Raw genomic sequence first — 16771 nt, 5'->3', positions numbered from 1 at the left:
TTTACCGCACTTAGTCATATCAAGACTAAGTCAGTTTCAGAAGCATCTTCGGCAACTGTTGTCGTTACAGGTGCATTACGTTTTTATTAAATCGATTCTTATGACGTATTTTTGCGGACCAAATACAAATCTGGTGTCTGAAGCAAAAAGTAAAAAACCCCGCCTTAGCGGGGTTTTTGCATAATTAAAACGGAGTTTAATTATTTGTTGCGTGTACCAACAACTTCGATCTCTACGCGGCGGTTTTTAGCGCGGCCTTCTGCTGTTTTGTTATCAGCAACTGGTTGTTTTTCGCCTTTGCCTTCAGTGTAAACACGGTTAGCTTCGATACCTTTGCTTACCAGATAAGCTTTAACTGCTTCTGCGCGGCGGATAGACAGTTTTTGGTTGTATGCATCTGTACCAACGGAGTCAGTATGACCAACAGCGATAACAACTTCCAGATTGATCGATTTCAATTTAGAAACCATATCGTCGAGCTGAGTTTTACCTTCAGCTTTCAATACTGATTTGTCGAAGTCAAACAGTGCGCTGGCAGCGAAAGTAACTTTTTCAGATGTTGGAGCAACAGGAGCAACAACTTTAGCTGGAGCTGGTGCAGCTACTGGAGCTGGAGCAGCAACTGGAGCTGGAGCAGCTTCTTTTACCAGCGGAGCGTCGCAACCTGGCACTGCATCAGCAGGTGTCCAGTAGCCAGTACGCCAGCACAGACCAAATGCATCACGAACAATCACGCCACGACCATCTTGTACATAAGCACTGTGTGGTGTGTTCGCTTTGATGTCTTGTTGTGCGGATGCAGAAAAGGAAGCAACTGCGGACGCTGCGATAACGAGCTTAACTAGAATTTTCATATTTATCCTCTCGACTGAGATTTAATTATCGCAGATAAACTGCGCAAATTACTGCTTAAAACCTGATGATACCACGCGCTTGATGACATTACTATTTCGTCAAACGAACAACGCTGTTATTAATCGATATTTTGCCATAGATAACGTCAATCCGGCATGACTTGTTAAATCGCTAAAGTAACACTTCGTTAAATATGTCGTGCATGGGCAACAATTGCACAGCGGTATTCAGGCGGAATTTGCTTAAGAAATTTCAAAAAAATAACTTTTTTTGATGAAGTTAGTTATTGAATTTATCGATTTGGGGATGTTTTTGATTGCCTGAGCAGCTTACCTTGTGTTGCTGTCAGCTTGTTTGTTAGCAATAAATCGTTAATCTCATGCGAATATTTTCTCGGACACGATCTGTTGCCAGGGTTTGGGCTCCGCTATTGCTTACGGGTATTTGTGTTTTGCTATTTTGTGACGTTTGGCCTCTTGAGCATGGTAAAATCAAGAGCTAAACATTCGAAAAAACGTTGCCTCTGACTTCGTATTGCTTCTGTGAAAGCGCTATTTTGCTGACAGGTTGCACTATTGGTGCATTACGGCACTAAGAATAGTAGCAACTGTTTTCGCGATGTTATCATTTAACCAAGCTCTAATTTGCCGGCATGCCAATGGATCAATTCGCAAAAGAAACACTCCCGATCTCCCTTGAAGAAGAAATGCGCAAGAGCTACCTCGATTACGCGATGAGCGTGATTGTTGGTCGAGCCTTGCCGGATGTGCGTGATGGCTTGAAGCCTGTGCATCGACGCGTTTTATTCGCGATGCATGAGATGAACAATGTCTATAACCGTCCATTCGTCAAATGCGCGCGTGTTGTCGGTGAGGTCATGGGTAAATACCATCCGCACGGCGATGCTTCTATCTATGACACATTGGTACGTATGGCGCAGGATTTTTCGTTGCGCTACACGTTGGTCGATGGTCAGGGTAACTTCGGTTCTATTGATGGCGACAGTGCTGCGGCGATGCGTTACACCGAATGTCGCTTAGATAAAATTGCTAACGAAATTCTGGCGGATATCGAAAAAGAAACAGTCGATTTCGTACCGAACTATGACGGTAAAGAAAAAGAACCGTCGGTTCTGCCTACCCGCATCCCCAACCTACTGATCAACGGTGCCTCCGGTATCGCGGTTGGTATGGCGACGAATATCCCGCCACACAACATTACCGAAATTATCAACGGTGCTCTGCACTTGTTGCGGAACGACGATTGCACGCTCGATGAGCTGATAGAGATTATCCCAGCGCCGGATTTTCCGACCGGCGGCATTATCTACGGTGTTTCCGGTGTGCGTGATGGTTACCGCACTGGTCGCGGTCGCGTTGTGATGCGTGCGAAGACGCATTTTGAAGAATTTGGTAAAGATAACCGTACTGCGCTGATCATTGATGAGCTTCCATATCAGGTCAATAAAAAATCCTTGCTTGAGCGTATCGCAGAATTAGTCCGCGATAAAAAGCTGGACGGCATTTCTGATATCCGCGATGAATCCGATAAATCCGGCATGCGCGTGGTGATTGAGCTTAAACGCGGTGAAGTGCCGGATGTGGTACTGAATAATCTGTATAAGCAGACGCAATTACAGGACACGTTCGGTATGAACATGGTGGCGCTGGTCAATGGCCAGCCTAAGCTGCTGAACCTGAAAGAAATGTTGTCGTGTTTCTTGTCACATCGCCGCGAAGTTGTTACGCGTCGTACCGTGTTTGAATTGCGCAAAGCGCGCGAACGCGGTCATGTGCTTGAAGGTCTGGCAGTGGCATTGGCGAACATCGACGATTTTATCGCCATCATCAAAGCAGCGCCGACACCGCCATTGGCGAAACAGGAATTGATGACACGTGCCTGGGACAGTTCCATGGTGCGCGAGATGCTGATGCGTACTGCGGCCGATAATCCTGGTGGCATTGACGCTTTCCGTCCTGAGAGCTTACCTAAGCATTATGGTATTCAGCCGGATGGTTTGTACAAATTATCCGATGATCAGGCGCAGGAAATCCTGCAAATGCGTTTGCAACGACTGACTGGGTTGGAGCAGGACAAGATCGTCAATGAATACAAAGACGTGATGGCAGAAATTGCCGACTTGCTCGATATTTTGTCTAAGCCTGAACGTGTCACAACGATTATCACGGATGAACTGACACTCGCCAGAAATGAGTATGGCGAAGGAAATAAAGATGTTCGCCGTTCTGAGATTACACACAATGCGACCGATCTGGAAACCGAAGACCTGATTACACCAGTCGATATGGTCGTGACGCTGTCGCACACCGGTTATATGAAGTCGCAGCCGTTATCCGAGTATCGTGCACAGAAACGCGGTGGCCGTGGCAAGCAAGCAACCGCTACCAAAGACGACGACTGGATTGAGCAATTATTTGTCGCTAATACTCACGATTACATCCTGTGCTTCAGTAATCGCGGCCGTCTGTATTGGCTCAAAGTGTGGGAAGTGCCACAAGGTTCGCGCACGTCGCGCGGCAAGCCTATCGTGAATATGTTCCCGCTGCAGGATGGTGAAAAAATCACCGTGATTCTGCCTTTGTCGGGCGACAACCGCAGCTTCCCTGATGATCGTTATATTTTCATGGCAACCAGCCTTGGTACCGTGAAGAAAACACCATTGGCCGATTTCAGTAATCCACGTAAAGCCGGCATTATCGCGGTTGATCTGGATGAGGGCGACTTCCTGATCGGTGCTGCACTGACCGATGGTAAGCATGATGTGATGCTGTTCTCTGACGCCGGTAAGGCGGTTCGTTTCGACGAAAATGATGTGCGCCCGATGGGACGTACCGCACGTGGTGTACGTGGCATGAATCTGGATGAAACTCAGCAAGTTATTGCCTTGCTGGTGGCTGAGAATGAACAGCAATCGGTATTGACCGCCACCGAAAACGGCTTTGGTAAGCGTACGCCGATTACCGAATACACTCGTCATGGCCGCGGCACCAAAGGCATGATCGCAATTCAGACTTCTGAGCGTAACGGCAAGGTCGTTGCTGCGACTCTGGTTGAAACGACCGATGAAATCATGCTGATCACGACCGGTGGCGTTTTGATCCGTACCCGCGTCTCTGAGATTCGTGAAATGGGTCGCGCAACGCAAGGCGTCACACTGATTGCGGTTGAGGATGGCACGACTTTGTCTGGTTTGCAGCGTATCGTTGAGACCGACGCAGATCAGGATGACACTGAAGCGGGCACAGTGGCTGATGATGCGGCTGGCGATGTAGCGGAGTAAAACGATGACCACCATCTACAATTTTTCGGCGGGGCCGGCAGTTTTGCCTAAAGAAGTTTTGCAGCAGGCTGCTGCAGAAATGCTGGATTGGCATGGTAGCGGCATGTCAGTCATGGAGATGAGTCATCGCGGTGCGGAATTCATGTCCATCATGGATGCCGCCCAGCGTGATTTGCGCGATTTACTGGCGATTCCGGAAAATTACAAAATCTTGTTTTTACAAGGTGGTGGTCTCGGTGAAAATGCGATCGTTCCCATGAATCTGATGGGGCGTCGTCCCGATGCGCCGGTGGATTTTATTCATACCGGTTCATGGAGCGGTAAGTCAATTAAAGAAGCACAAAAATACGCCACAGTGAATGTGGCGGCATCCGCTGCCAGTAACGGTTTTACCGCGATTCCGGCAAGAGAGAGTTGGCAGTTGTCGAAAGACGCGGCCTATGTCCATCTTTGCACCAATGAAACGATAGACGGTGTTGAATATCATTTCGTACCGGACGTAGCAGAACAAACCGGTGGTGCGCCGATAGTGGCAGATATGTCTTCCCATATTTTGTCGCGCGTGATTGATGTGTCTGCCTACGGTGTGATTTTTGGTGGTGCGCAGAAAAATATCGGGCCAGCTGGCTTGACGCTGGTCATCGTACGCGAAGATTTGCTTGGACACGCTTTACCGGTATGCCCATCCGCTTTTGACTGGAAAATTGTGGCCGACAATGGCTCCATGTACAACACACCACCAACCTATGCGATCTATATCGCTGGCTTGGTATTTCAGTGGTTGAAACGTCAGGGCGGCGTGGCGGCGATGGAAGCGCAAAACATCGCGAAAGCATCGCTGTTGTACGACTATCTTGATTCCACCGATTTTTATGAAAATCGTGTGGCGAAAGAATGTCGTTCGCGTATGAACGTACCATTTTTCCTGAAAGACGAATCCCTGAATGCAGAATTTCTGGCAAGTGCAAAAGCGCAGGGTTTGTTGCAATTGAAGGGGCATAAATCGGTCGGTGGTATGCGCGCCTCTATTTACAATGCGATGCCGCTCGCCGGTGTGCAGGCGCTGGTTCATTTCATGCGCGAGTTTGCCAGCACGCATTCCTGAGCGTAACAGTAATAGCGTGTAGTCTTATCCTCAAGCGGCAGTCCTTTCTGAACATGGCATAACCCATCACCTGGAAACCGTGGCGCTGTCGAACCAGATCAAAAGCCTGGAGAGGAATCAAATAATACATAGCGGCAGGCAGGTTATTGATGTCGTGCGCCGCTGTCACAGTGTTCAAAAACGGTTTTTAGGTTAGTTATGAGCGACAACAAATTACTCCCTCTGCGCATCAAGATTGATACGATCGATGCCCAGATTCTCGATTTGCTGAATCAGCGTGCCCGTGTGGCCGAAGAAGTCGGCCACGTCAAAGCAGAAACCAATGCGCCGGTGTTTCGCCCAGAGCGCGAGGCGCAGGTATTGCGCGGAGTCGCTGAGCGTAATCCCGGCCCTTTGCTGAACGAAGATATTCAGCTGATTTTCCGCGAAATCATGTCCGCCTGCCGCGCTTTAGAGCGACGTGTCGTGGTGGCGTTTCTCGGTCCGGTTGGTACATTCAGCGAGCAAGCCGTCTACAAGCAGTTTGGTCACGCGATTCAGGCGTTGCCCTGCGTCTCGATAGATGAAGTTTTCCGCGCCACAGAAGCAGGTACCGCGGATTTCGGCGTTGTGCCGATTGAAAATTCTTCGGAAGGTGCGATCAACCGTACATTGGATTTATTGCTGCAAACCAGTCTGGCAATCAGCGGTGAGCTGGCGATTCCTGTGCAGCACAGTCTGATGAGCAAGTCCGGCAACATGGAAGGTGTGAGTCGCATCTGCGCTCATTCGCAGGCATTAGCGCAATGTCAGGCGTGGCTGAATCAGCATTTCCCACATATTGAACGACAAGCAGTCGCATCCAATGCCGAAGCCGCGCGCATGGCCAGTGGTGACTACACCGTTGCTGCGATTGCCAGTGAAATCGCTGGCACCCAATATAACCTCGGCATTGTCAGCGCCCATATTCAGGATGATCCGCACAACCGCACGCGCTTTGCCGTGATAGGCCGTTTGCACACCACCCCAAGCGGCAAAGACCAGACCTCGATTGTGTTGGCAACGCCGAACAAAGCCGGTGCTGTTTATGATCTGCTGGCACCCTTATCCAAACATGGCGTTTCGATGACCCGTTTTGAGTCGCGTCCCGCGCGTACTGGTAACTGGGAATACTATTTCTATGTCGATGTGGAAGGGCACGTCATGGATGAAAAAGTTGCAGCGGCGATGGCTGAGCTTGATGCAAAAGCGGCTTTCTTCAAAGTCCTGGGTTCTTATCCTTGTACGCTGTGAGATCCTGATGGCTAACGTATCGAATGTTTTTCAGCGCGTTGTGATTTTTGGCGTTGGTCTGATCGGTGGCTCATTTGCGCTGGCATTGAAAAAAGCTGGCGCTGTGCAGCACATCGTTGGCGTCGGGCGCAGTCATGCGTCGCTGGAGCGGGCATTGCAGCTCGGTATTATCGACAGCATCGCGACCTCGCCGGAAGCGGCCGTTAAGGATACCGATCTGGTGCTGATTGCCGCGCCGGTCGCGCAAACCAAAGCAATTCTGGATTCCATACAGCCGTATTTGTCGCCAACAACGATTGTTACCGACGCTGGCAGTACCAAATCCGATGTCGTTGAGGCGGCAAAACAAGCGCTGGGTGCGAAGCTGCGCCAGTTTGTGCCAGCGCATCCGATTGCTGGTCGCGAGTTGAATGGGCCAGAAGCAGCGCTCGTTGATTTATATGTTGGTAAAAAAGCCGTGATCACACGTCTGCCGGAAAACAGTGACGCCGATGTTGCGCGCGTTGCGTGGGCCTGGCAGCAGTGCGGTGCGATTATTCATTATCTTGATCCCGCCGGGCATGACGCGGTGTTTGCGGCAGTCAGCCATTTGCCGCATCTGCTTGCATATGCGCTGGTGGATGATATCGCCCGTAAACAGCATGCGGACACGCTGTTTCAATACGCGGCGAGCGGCTTTCGCGATTTCACACGGATTGCCGGTTCTTCGCCGGAAATGTGGCGCGATATCACGCTGGCAAACCGGCATGCAATGTTGCAGGAACTCGATTCGTATACCGCGCGTCTGGCAGTGTTGCGTCAGCATTTAGTGAACGCGGATGCGACCGGTATCGAAGGCATTTATGCGAACGCGCAACGTGCCCGCCATAACTGGATTTCCGCGATTGAAGCCGCAGAAAAGCAGCAGCGCGAAGGTGGAGATTAAGCTCGGCCTTTACTCCGGTTGATGCAGGGTAACGAAGGATAAATTTTGATCGCTGGTGATCTGCGCCTCGTCTGTTCAGTATCCCGTCTGTTATTCTTTGTCGACAATAAATTATCAGCACCGGGACAAGGTTCCGGTTGCTATCCGAATAAGTTCATCACTATGACTCAACAAAGCAAACACTATCCGCCATACATTGATTTGCAGCCAATAATGCAGGTGCAGGGCACGGTGCGCTTACCCGGCTCCAAGAGCATTTCCAACCGCACCTTGCTGCTCGCAGCATTGGCGCAGGGAACGACGGCAATCAAAGATTTACTCGCATCCGATGATACGCTGGTGATGCTGAACGCCTTGCAGCAACTCGGTGTGCACTGGGAGCAGGAGGGTGACAGTCAGAACTACACGGTTCGCGGTGTCAACGGGCAATTGCCGCACCATCAGGCCGATCTGTTTATGGGAAATGCGGGGACGGCGATTCGTCCGCTGGTTGCAACGCTGGCGGTGCTGGGCGGTGATTACACTGTGCATGGCGTGGCGCGTATGCATGAGCGTCCCATCGGCGATCTGGTCGATGCGTTGAACGCGGCCGGTGCGCAGATTGAGTACACCGGCAATCCCGGTTACCCACCTTTACACATCCGCCGCGGTCACATTCATGCGCAGCGTTTGCAAGTCAAAGGCAATGTCTCCAGCCAGTTTCTGACGGCCTTGCTGATGGCCGCGCCATTGATGGCGAAAGAACATGACATCGTGATTGATGTCGTCGGCGAATTAATTTCTAAACCGTATATTGAAATCACGCTGAATCTGATGCAGCGTTTTGGTGTTGCCGTCGAACGCGACGGCTGGCAGGCGTTCACCGTCAAACGTGGGCAGCATTACGTGTCACCGGGCGTGGTGCATGTTGAAGGCGACGCGTCGTCTGCGTCCTATTTTCTGGCGGCTGGCGCGATTGCTGGTGGGCCAGTCAGAGTGGAAGGCGTCGGGCGCGACAGCATACAGGGCGATGTCCGTTTTGCAGAAGCGCTGGAAAAAATGGGAGCGACGATCACCCGTGGCGATAACTGGATAGAAGCCAAATCGAATGGCGTATTGCAGGCGATCGATATGGATTTCAATCATATCCCTGACGCCGCAATGACGATCGCGATGGCGGCCTTGTATGCAAATGGCACCACAACGTTGCGTAATATTGCGAGCTGGCGCGTCAAAGAAACTGATCGTTTGTCGGCAATGGCGACGGAATTAAGAAAACTGGGTGCAACCGTGGAAGAGGGCGCGGATTACATGCGCGTCACGCCACCGGCGCAGATATTGCCGGCGACCATCGATACCTATGATGATCATCGTATGGCGATGTGTTTTTCGCTTGCCAGTCTGGACGGGAAAGCGCGGCGCGGCGCAGCGATGCGGATAAACGAACCGCATTGCGTCGCCAAGACTTTTCCAGATTATTTTGAGGTGTTTGCCAAAATTAACCATCAGGAGCTGTTTTAATACTCCCCCCCAGTATATTAAAACAGCCTTTGTTTATGCGGACAATTGAGCAAAATTGAAGGATACTCCCCCAAAATGACAAATAAATATGCCGTAATCACGATTGATGGGCCGACTGCTTCCGGCAAAGGAACCGTTGCCCATCGCGTTGCCAAACATCTGGGTTTTCATTATCTCGATTCTGGCGCGCTCTACCGCCTGACCGCCCTGATGGCGCAACGCAAAAATATCTCGCTCGACGACGAGGCAAGCATTGCGGTTCTGGCACGTGCCTTGCCATGCCGTTTCGTTCACGGCCACGTCATGCTGGAAGACGACGATGTGACTGATGATGTGCGCGCCGAAGCGATCGGCGTCGCCGCATCACGCATCGCGGTGTTGCCTGAAGTCCGCAAAGCGTTGGTGGACCTGCAATTGTCGTTCCGCAATGCGCCCGGCCTGGTTGCCGATGGGCGCGACATGGGCAGCGTGATTTTTCCTGATGCCAGCCTTAAAATTTTCCTGACAGCAAGTGCAGAGGCGCGCGCAAGCCGTCGATATAAGCAATTGATTGAAAAGGGAATTTCTGCTAATATGGAAGACTTGGTAAAAGATTTGATGGAACGTGATGCGAGAGACAGTACCCGCGCAGCCGCCCCACTCAAGCCTGCATCAGGTGCAATTATTCTGGATACCTCAGAAATTACTGCTGAACAAGCGGTGAATCAGGTGCTGGAATGGTATGCAGAAGCACAGGAAAGTAAGCCGTCGCAATAGTCGGGCGGTTTGATTGCTGAATGTGCGAGTAAGTCCCTTTGATAAAGCAAGTTTATTAAAGGGTTGTTCAACCTAACCCGGTAAACAGCGCCTTTGTTCTGTTCCGGCTAACTCAAAAATATTATGTCTACTGTATTCATGTCCCAAGATTTCGCAACCGGTGCAGACAGCTTCGCAGCTTTGTTCGAAGAGTCCCTGTCACGTCAGGATATGCGTTCCGGTGAAGTGATTTCTGCTGAAGTCGTTCGTATCGACCACAACTTCGTGATCGTGAACGCAGGCTTGAAGTCTGAAGCCTTCATTCCTGTTGAAGAATTCAAAAACGACCAGGGCGACCTGGAAGTTAATATCGGCGATTTCGTTTCCGTAGCGATTGATTCGCTGGAAAACGGTTTCGGCGACACTATCCTGTCCCGTGACAAAGCAAAACGTCTGGCCTCCTGGCTCGCGCTCGAAAAAGCGCTGGAGTCTGGCGAGATCGTTACTGGTACAGTTAACGGTAAAGTTAAAGGTGGTCTGACTGTTCTGACGAACGGCATCCGCGCTTTCTTGCCAGGTTCTTTGGTTGACACACGCCCAGTGAAGGATACAACTCCTTACGAAGGCAAAACCATGGAATTCAAAGTTATCAAGCTCGACCGCAAGCGTAACAACGTTGTGCTGTCCCGCCGCGCTGTTGTTGAAGCATCGATGGGCGAAGAGCGTCAAAAACTGATGGAAACCCTGAAAGAAGGCACAGTGGTTACTGGTATCGTTAAAAATATCACTGACTACGGCGCGTTCGTTGATCTGGGCGGCATCGATGGCTTGTTGCACATCACTGATCTGGCATGGCGTCGTGTACGTCACCCTTCCGAGGTGTTGACAGTTGGTCAGGAAATCACTGCAAAAGTATTGAAATTCGACCAAGAGAAAAACCGTGTGTCCCTGGGCGTAAAACAATTGGGCGACGACCCATGGACAGGTTTGTCCCGTCGTTACCCAGCGAACACACGTCTGTTCGGTAAAGTAACTAACCTGACCGACTACGGTGCGTTCGTTGAAGTCGAACAAGGTATCGAAGGTCTGGTTCACGTTTCCGAAATGGACTGGACGAACAAAAACGTTGCACCAAACAAAGTTGTTCAATTGGGCGACGAAGTTGAAGTTATGGTTCTGGAAATCGACGAAGAGCGTCGTCGTATCAGCCTGGGCATGAAACAGTGCAAAGCTAATCCTTGGGATGATTTCGCGATCAACCACAAGAAAGGTGACAAAGTTCGCGGCGCGATCAAGTCCATCACTGACTTCGGCGTATTCATTGGTTTGTCTGGCAATATCGACGGTCTGGTACATTTGTCTGATCTGTCCTGGAATGAAACAGGCGAAGAAGCTGTTCGTCGCTTCAAGAAAGGTGATGAACTGGAAGCCATCGTTCTGGCAATCGACGTTGAACGTGAGCGCGTTTCTCTGGGTGTTAAACAACTCGAAGGCGACCCATTCAATAACTACTGTGCAATGAACGACAAAGGCGCAATCGTTACTGGTACAGTGAAATCTGTTGAGCCAAAAGGCGCAGTGATCCAACTGGCTGACGACGTTGAGGGCTACCTGCGTGCATCCGAAATCTCCCGCGATCGCGTGGAAGATGCTGGTACACACCTGAAAGTTGGCGACAGTGTTGAAGCGTTGGTATTGAATATCGACCGCAAAGCACGTGGCATTCAGTTGTCCATCAAAGCAAAAGACAGCGCTGAAACACAAGAAGCAATGCAAAAAATGTCTACAGCAGTAGATTCCAATGCAGCTTCTGGTACTACCAGCCTGGGCGCGTTGTTGAAAGCTAAACTCGACAACAAAAACTAAGCTCAATCTCAGTCATAAGGTTTTATAAATATGACGAAGTCGGAGCTGATAGCTCGTCTGGCGGAGCGATATCCACAACTGGTTGCAAAAGATGTGGATGTCGCTGTCAAAACTATCTTAGATGCAATGACCGATGCACTGGCGACAGGGCAGCGGATAGAGATCAGGGGTTTTGGCAGTTTTTCTCTGAACAGTCGTCCTCCACGGATAGGTCGTAATCCTAAATCTGGTGACAAAGTGATGGTGCCCGAAAAACGGGTGCCGCATTTCAAACCAGGTAAAGAATTGCGCGAACGTGTCGATGCCATGGTTGGGCAGCCGATACACGATGACTAGACGGGTCATCGGGCCTCGCGATTGATGCAAATTAAAAAACGGTATATCGGTTTTTCCGGTATGCCGTTTTTTTTCAGTACAATGGTCGCTTTGCAGACACAGTAAAGCAACAGCGTTCGTTAATGCCGCTTTTACTCATTAGGATGTAACCATGAAATATATTTCCAGATTGCTTGCTGCGATACTTTTCATTATCTTTTTCGGCTTTGCCTTAAAGAATGATCAGATCGTTACGCTTCAGTATTTCTTCGGTTATCAACAATCAGCACCTCTGGTGATTATGCTGTTGGTTTTTTTCGTAGCGGGTGCCGTGTTGGGTGCTCTGGCGATGGTTCCTATGGTGTTCAGACACCGTCGTGATCTCTCTCGTCACAAGAAAACGCTGGCGGAAATTGAGAAAGAGCGTTTGCTTGCCGAGCAGGCAAGTATGCAGGCACCACAACCAGATAGTGTGCGGAACGATTAGTCTTCACGCGCCGGCTTTGCCCTGAAATGTGAATGTAGAGATGAAGGAAGCTTGTCTCTTGCTGACATCATTCAGGCAGATACTGACTATCTTGAAAAACATTACAGAAAATAAGAAAAATGGAATTTGAAATTTGGTGGTTGCTTGGCATCCCCTTGTTTTTTACTCTTGGCTGGCTGGCTGCCCGGATTGATATCCGCCAGCTGCTCTCTGAGTCGCGCAGTCTGCCGCGTGGCTATTTCAAAGGGCTTAATTTTTTACTCAACGAACAGCCGGATAAAGCAATTGATGCGTTTATCGATATTGTTCGTCTTGATCCCGAAGCGGTTGAATTACATTTTGCGTTGGGTAATTTATTTCGCCGCCGTGGTGAAACCGAGCGCGCTATCCGGGTGCATCAAAACCTTGTCCAACGCCCAGATTTGCCGTCTGATCAAAAGACGCAGGCCATGTTTGAACTGGGGCAGGATTACCTAAAAGCAGGCTTATTAGACCGTGCTGAGGAAACGTTTAATCAGCTTGTCTCCGGACCGTTTGAAGTTCAGGCACGCCGCGCTCTGCTCGAAATTTATCAGCGTGAAAAAGAATGGGCGCGTGCGATAGACGCAGCATATGCATTGCAAGAGGCTGGTGCCGGTGAGCGGCAAAAAGAGATCGCGCAGTTTTATTGCGAAATTGCTCAGGATGAGCTGGCGCGCTGTAATACTGAGGCAGCGCTTACTGTATTAGAAAAAGCGCTGGCGATAGACCGTTTAAGTGTCCGTGCCGTGATCCTGATGGGCGACGTGTATCAGTCAATCGGTGAAACAGACAAAGCCGTTACTGCATGGTTGCGTGTGGAGCAGCAAAGTGTGCCGCATGTGGCGCTGGTTGCGCAACGTCTGATGGACGCATATCGCAAACTGGAGCGTCCGCAGGAAGGCCTGAATCTGTTGAAAAACTACCTTGAAGAAGCGCCATCGGTGGATCTGCTCGAGGTAGTATTTAAGGCGACAATAGAACTTGATACGGTAGCGGCCGCAAATCAGCTGGTGAGCGATGAATTACGCAGGACGCCAACTTTGCTCGGGCTGGAAAAATTACTGGACGCCCGTTTGATTGAGGTTTCGCCAGAGTTCCGGCCAGAACTGTCGCTGGTCAAAAATCTGGTGCATGGTTATGCACAGAAATTATCACGCTATCAGTGTTCTCATTGTGGCTTTAAGACGAGACAGTTTTACTGGCACTGTCCAGGTTGCAGTCGCTGGGAGACTTATCCGCCACGACGTACAGAAGAGTTAAATGTAATGAATTAATTGTATTCCTCTGCATGTGGCATCTTGTTCGGATCAAGGAACGATGGCTTTGGCAGGGATACGGCACTATTTATTTGGGACTGAGATCGCAAAATGAAAATTACTATTATTGGTACTGGTTATGTTGGCCTCGTGACGGGTGCCTGTCTCGCGGAATTGGGAAACGATGTATTTTGTCTGGATGTCGATCAGCGCAAAATCGACATCCTGAACAATGGGGAAATTCCTATCCATGAACCCGGACTGGAGGAAGTGGTAGCACGTAACCGCGCGGCTGGTCGCATTCGTTTTTCCACCGATGTTGAGGCGAGCGTGGCGCATGGCGATATCCAGTTTATTGCGGTTGGTACACCTCCCGATGAAGATGGTTCCGCTGATTTGCAATATGTGCTGGCAGCGGCACGTAATATCGGTAAATACATGACCGGCTTTAAAGTCATCGTCGATAAATCGACCGTTCCTGTTGGTACCGCTGACCGCGTCAGCGTTGCCGTACAAGAGGAGTTGGCTGCGCGCGCAGCAACCGCAACTTTCTCAGTGGTGTCCAATCCTGAGTTTCTGAAAGAAGGCGCTGCGGTTGAGGACTTTATGCGTCCTGATCGTATTGTGATAGGTTGCGACGCGACGCCTCAGGGCGAAAAAGCGCGCGACATGATGAAAAAGTTGTACACACCATTTAATCGCAATCGCGAACGTACTTACTGGATGGATGTTCGTTCTGCCGAATTCACGAAATATGCAGCAAATGCGATGCTGGCAACGCGCATTTCGTTTATGAATGAACTTGCTAATCTGGCGGATCATGTCGGTGCTGATATCGAAGCGGTACGCCACGGAATCGGTTCGGATCCCCGCATTGGGCATAGCTTTTTATATGCAGGCTGTGGCTACGGCGGGTCCTGTTTTCCAAAAGACGTACAGGCGCTGGAACGTACCGCGCAGGACTATGGCCTGAACCTGTTGATTTTACAGGCGGTTGAAGAAGTGAATGCGCGCCAGAAACAGATTCTCGGCGCCAAAATTATGCAGCGCTTTGACAAGCGGATTGTCGGTAAACATTTTGCAATCTGGGGTCTCGCATTTAAGCCCAACACGGATGATATGCGGGCAGCATCATCGCGTGTGTTAATTGGGGAATTGCTGCGGAATGGTGCCACAGTGGCCGTTTACGATCCGGTTTCTATGGAAGAAGCCAAACGTGTGTTTGAACTCGATTTTTATGACGCACCGGAATTGCTCGCATCTATCCGTTATGCTGAAAACCCTATGGATGCATTGAATGATGCAGATGCTCTGGCGATCGTCACGGAATGGAAGGCTTTCCGAAGTCCCGATTTTGATCAGGTGAAACAGCGTTTAAAACAGACCGTGATTTTTGATGGCAGAAACCTGTTTGAACCAGCTGTGATGACTGAACTGGGTATTGAATATCACGGCATTGGCCGTTCCGTACTCACGCGTAAGTGAGGTCGGTTTTAATGAATGAGCAAGTGAAAAAGCAAATTTTGATCGCTGGCGATGTCATGCTCGATCGTTACTGGTTTGGTGAGGTGAACCGGATATCTCCTGAAGCGCCGGTTCCTATCGTTCGCGTCGAGCGTCGCGAAGAACGACTGGGCGGGGCGGCAAATGTGGCGCTGAATGCAATTGCGCTTGGCGTGAATGCAGGATTGATGGGTATCATTGGTGATGACGAGGCTGGTAACAGTATTGAAAATCTGCTGAAAAAAGCTGGTATTTCTAGTTATCTCAGCCGCGACAAACAAATATCAACGATCATCAAGTTACGTGTCATTGGTCGCCAGCAACAACTGATACGTATTGATTTTGAGGAAAAACCAACAGAAATTGTTCTCAGAGACAAACTGAATCGTTTCAATGCCTTGCTGAGTGCATACGACGTCGTCATTTTTTCCGATTATGCCAAAGGCGGTCTGATGAATGTGACGGCGATGATACAAGCCGCAAAAGACGCTGGTAAGCCTGTTCTGGTGGATCCCAAAGGCAGTGATTTCGCCCGCTATGCAGGAGCAACATTATTAACGCCGAATAAATCAGAACTGAAACTGATTATCGGCGAATGGGCGAACGAGGCCGAGCTGACTGAAAAAGCACAAAATTTACGACGCGAATTAAATCTGCAAGGTTTGTTATTGACGCGTTCTGAAGAGGGAATGACCCTATTTACCGAAGAAGATGTCACGCATGTACCCGCAATGGCGCGCGAAGTGTTTGACGTTTCCGGTGCTGGCGATACTGTTATCGCGACAATGGCGGTGATGATGGCGAATGGTATGCGTATGCAGGATGCTGTTGCGATAGCAAACCGCGCCGGTGGCATTGTGGTTGGCAAGCTGGGTACGGCGACGGTGACAAAAGAAGAATTATTTTCGCAAATGTAGTTTTCTTTTAATCTGGTGAAAATAAGTCAACCCTTATGTGCTTTTACCGTTAATAATCATGTTTCGTTTTCTGGCATTTTAGAAAATGAAACATGATCATTAAAGTTCATCACTTTTTGGGGAGTCTTCATATGTTCAAGAAATTATTATTAGCAGTGGCTGCAATGGTTGCCACCATGGGTTTTGCGTTTGCTGACGTTGATGTTAATAAGGGCGATCAGGCTGCTCTGGATGGAATTAAAGGCATAGGCCCTGCCAAATCCAAGGCGATTATCGAAGAGCGCACAAAAAATGGCAGTTTCAAAGACTGGGCTGATTTCGAAGCACGTGTGAAGGGAATTGGCGATAAAAATTCCACCAAACTGTCTGAAGCAGGTTTGACCGTGAATGGACAGGCAAAGCCAGGCGCACCAGCTAAACCAGCTGCCGCAGACAAGTCAGCAAGCAAACCTGCAAAAGCGGCAAAAGAACCAAAAGAATCTAAAGCGGATGCTAAGCCAGCAGATGCACCTGCTAAAGCCGCAAAAGCCGATGATAAGTCGACAGAAAAAACACCCGAAAAACCAGTAAAAGCATCAAAAGCAGAGAAAAAAGCGGCGAAAGCAGAAAAAGCGGATGCTTCTGAGAAAGCAGCTGCCAGTGCAAAAGAAGGCAAAGCAAAATAATCTGATTAAATAGTCTTATTTTCAGGCGTCGATCTTTATCGTCACCGC

The 16771-nt window shown here is 49.7% G+C and carries 14 protein-coding genes; 13 read left to right on the top strand and 1 reads right to left on the bottom strand.

Translation table 11 applies throughout. From position 1 onward, the window contains the following. Positions 1–200 precede the first annotated feature (200 nt). Positions 201–854: an outer membrane protein OmpA gene (gene ompA / locus KDM87_RS10095; RefSeq protein WP_212678954.1), complete on the bottom strand. Its 654-nt coding sequence runs from the start codon at positions 852–854 to the stop codon at positions 201–203. Between the two features lie 659 nt (positions 855–1513). Here ompA and gyrA point away from each other — a divergent pair. From gyrA to KDM87_RS10030, 13 genes are all read left to right on the top strand, one after another. Beyond that, positions 1514–4156 carry a DNA gyrase subunit A gene (gene gyrA / locus KDM87_RS10090; RefSeq protein ID WP_212678953.1) on the top strand — a complete coding sequence of 881 codons (2643 nt, stop codon included), beginning with the start codon at positions 1514–1516 and terminating at the stop codon, positions 4154–4156. Between the two features lie 4 nt (positions 4157–4160). Then, entirely contained in the window at positions 4161–5261 is a 1101-nt protein-coding gene (gene serC / locus KDM87_RS10085; RefSeq protein ID WP_212678952.1) for a 3-phosphoserine/phosphohydroxythreonine transaminase, read from the top strand. 198 nt (positions 5262–5459) lie between these two features. Then, on the top strand, positions 5460–6533 hold the full coding sequence (pheA, locus tag KDM87_RS10080; RefSeq protein ID WP_212678951.1) for a prephenate dehydratase: 1074 nt from the start codon (positions 5460–5462) through the stop codon (positions 6531–6533). A 7-nt stretch (positions 6534–6540) separates the two neighbouring features. After that, entirely contained in the window at positions 6541–7458 is a 918-nt protein-coding gene (locus KDM87_RS10075; RefSeq protein ID WP_212678950.1) for a prephenate dehydrogenase, read from the top strand. Between the two features lie 162 nt (positions 7459–7620). After that, on the top strand, positions 7621–8958 hold the full coding sequence (aroA, locus tag KDM87_RS10070) for a 3-phosphoshikimate 1-carboxyvinyltransferase (protein ID WP_212679254.1): 1338 nt from the start codon (positions 7621–7623) through the stop codon (positions 8956–8958). 75 nt (positions 8959–9033) lie between these two features. After that, positions 9034–9714 carry a (d)CMP kinase gene (cmk, locus tag KDM87_RS10065; protein ID WP_212678949.1) on the top strand — a complete coding sequence of 227 codons (681 nt, stop codon included), beginning with the start codon at positions 9034–9036 and terminating at the stop codon, positions 9712–9714. Between the two features lie 138 nt (positions 9715–9852). Beyond that, entirely contained in the window at positions 9853–11559 is a 1707-nt protein-coding gene (gene rpsA / locus KDM87_RS10060) for a 30S ribosomal protein S1 (protein WP_186883051.1), read from the top strand. Positions 11560–11589: 30 nt separating this feature from the next. Then, on the top strand, positions 11590–11895 hold the full coding sequence (locus KDM87_RS10055) for an integration host factor subunit beta (protein ID WP_186883052.1): 306 nt from the start codon (positions 11590–11592) through the stop codon (positions 11893–11895). Between the two features lie 151 nt (positions 11896–12046). After that, positions 12047–12361 (top strand): LapA family protein, encoded by a 315-nt coding sequence (locus KDM87_RS10050; RefSeq protein ID WP_190479294.1) that lies wholly within the window; start codon positions 12047–12049, stop codon positions 12359–12361. Between the two features lie 119 nt (positions 12362–12480). Then, a complete protein-coding gene (gene lapB / locus KDM87_RS10045) occupies positions 12481–13656 on the top strand; it encodes a lipopolysaccharide assembly protein LapB (protein ID WP_212678948.1) in 1176 nt (391 codons plus the stop codon). 93 nt (positions 13657–13749) lie between these two features. Then, a complete protein-coding gene (locus KDM87_RS10040) occupies positions 13750–15123 on the top strand; it encodes a UDP-glucose dehydrogenase family protein (protein WP_212678947.1) in 1374 nt (457 codons plus the stop codon). Between the two features lie 11 nt (positions 15124–15134). Continuing rightward, positions 15135–16058, top strand: a complete 924-nt coding sequence (gene rfaE1, locus KDM87_RS10035) for a D-glycero-beta-D-manno-heptose-7-phosphate kinase (RefSeq protein WP_212678946.1) — start codon at positions 15135–15137, stop codon at positions 16056–16058. A 131-nt stretch (positions 16059–16189) separates the two neighbouring features. After that, the gene (locus tag KDM87_RS10030) at positions 16190–16723 is read left to right on the top strand and encodes a ComEA family DNA-binding protein (protein ID WP_212678945.1); all 534 of its coding nucleotides are present in this window, start codon (positions 16190–16192) and stop codon (positions 16721–16723) included. The last annotated feature ends 48 nt before the right edge of the window (positions 16724–16771 follow it).

The organism is Cognatundibacterium rivi (assembly GCF_018139565.1).
Lineage (GTDB): Bacteria > Pseudomonadota > Gammaproteobacteria > Burkholderiales > Burkholderiaceae_D > Undibacterium > Undibacterium rivi.
This window is presented reverse-complemented; position numbering and strand designations above follow the sequence as displayed.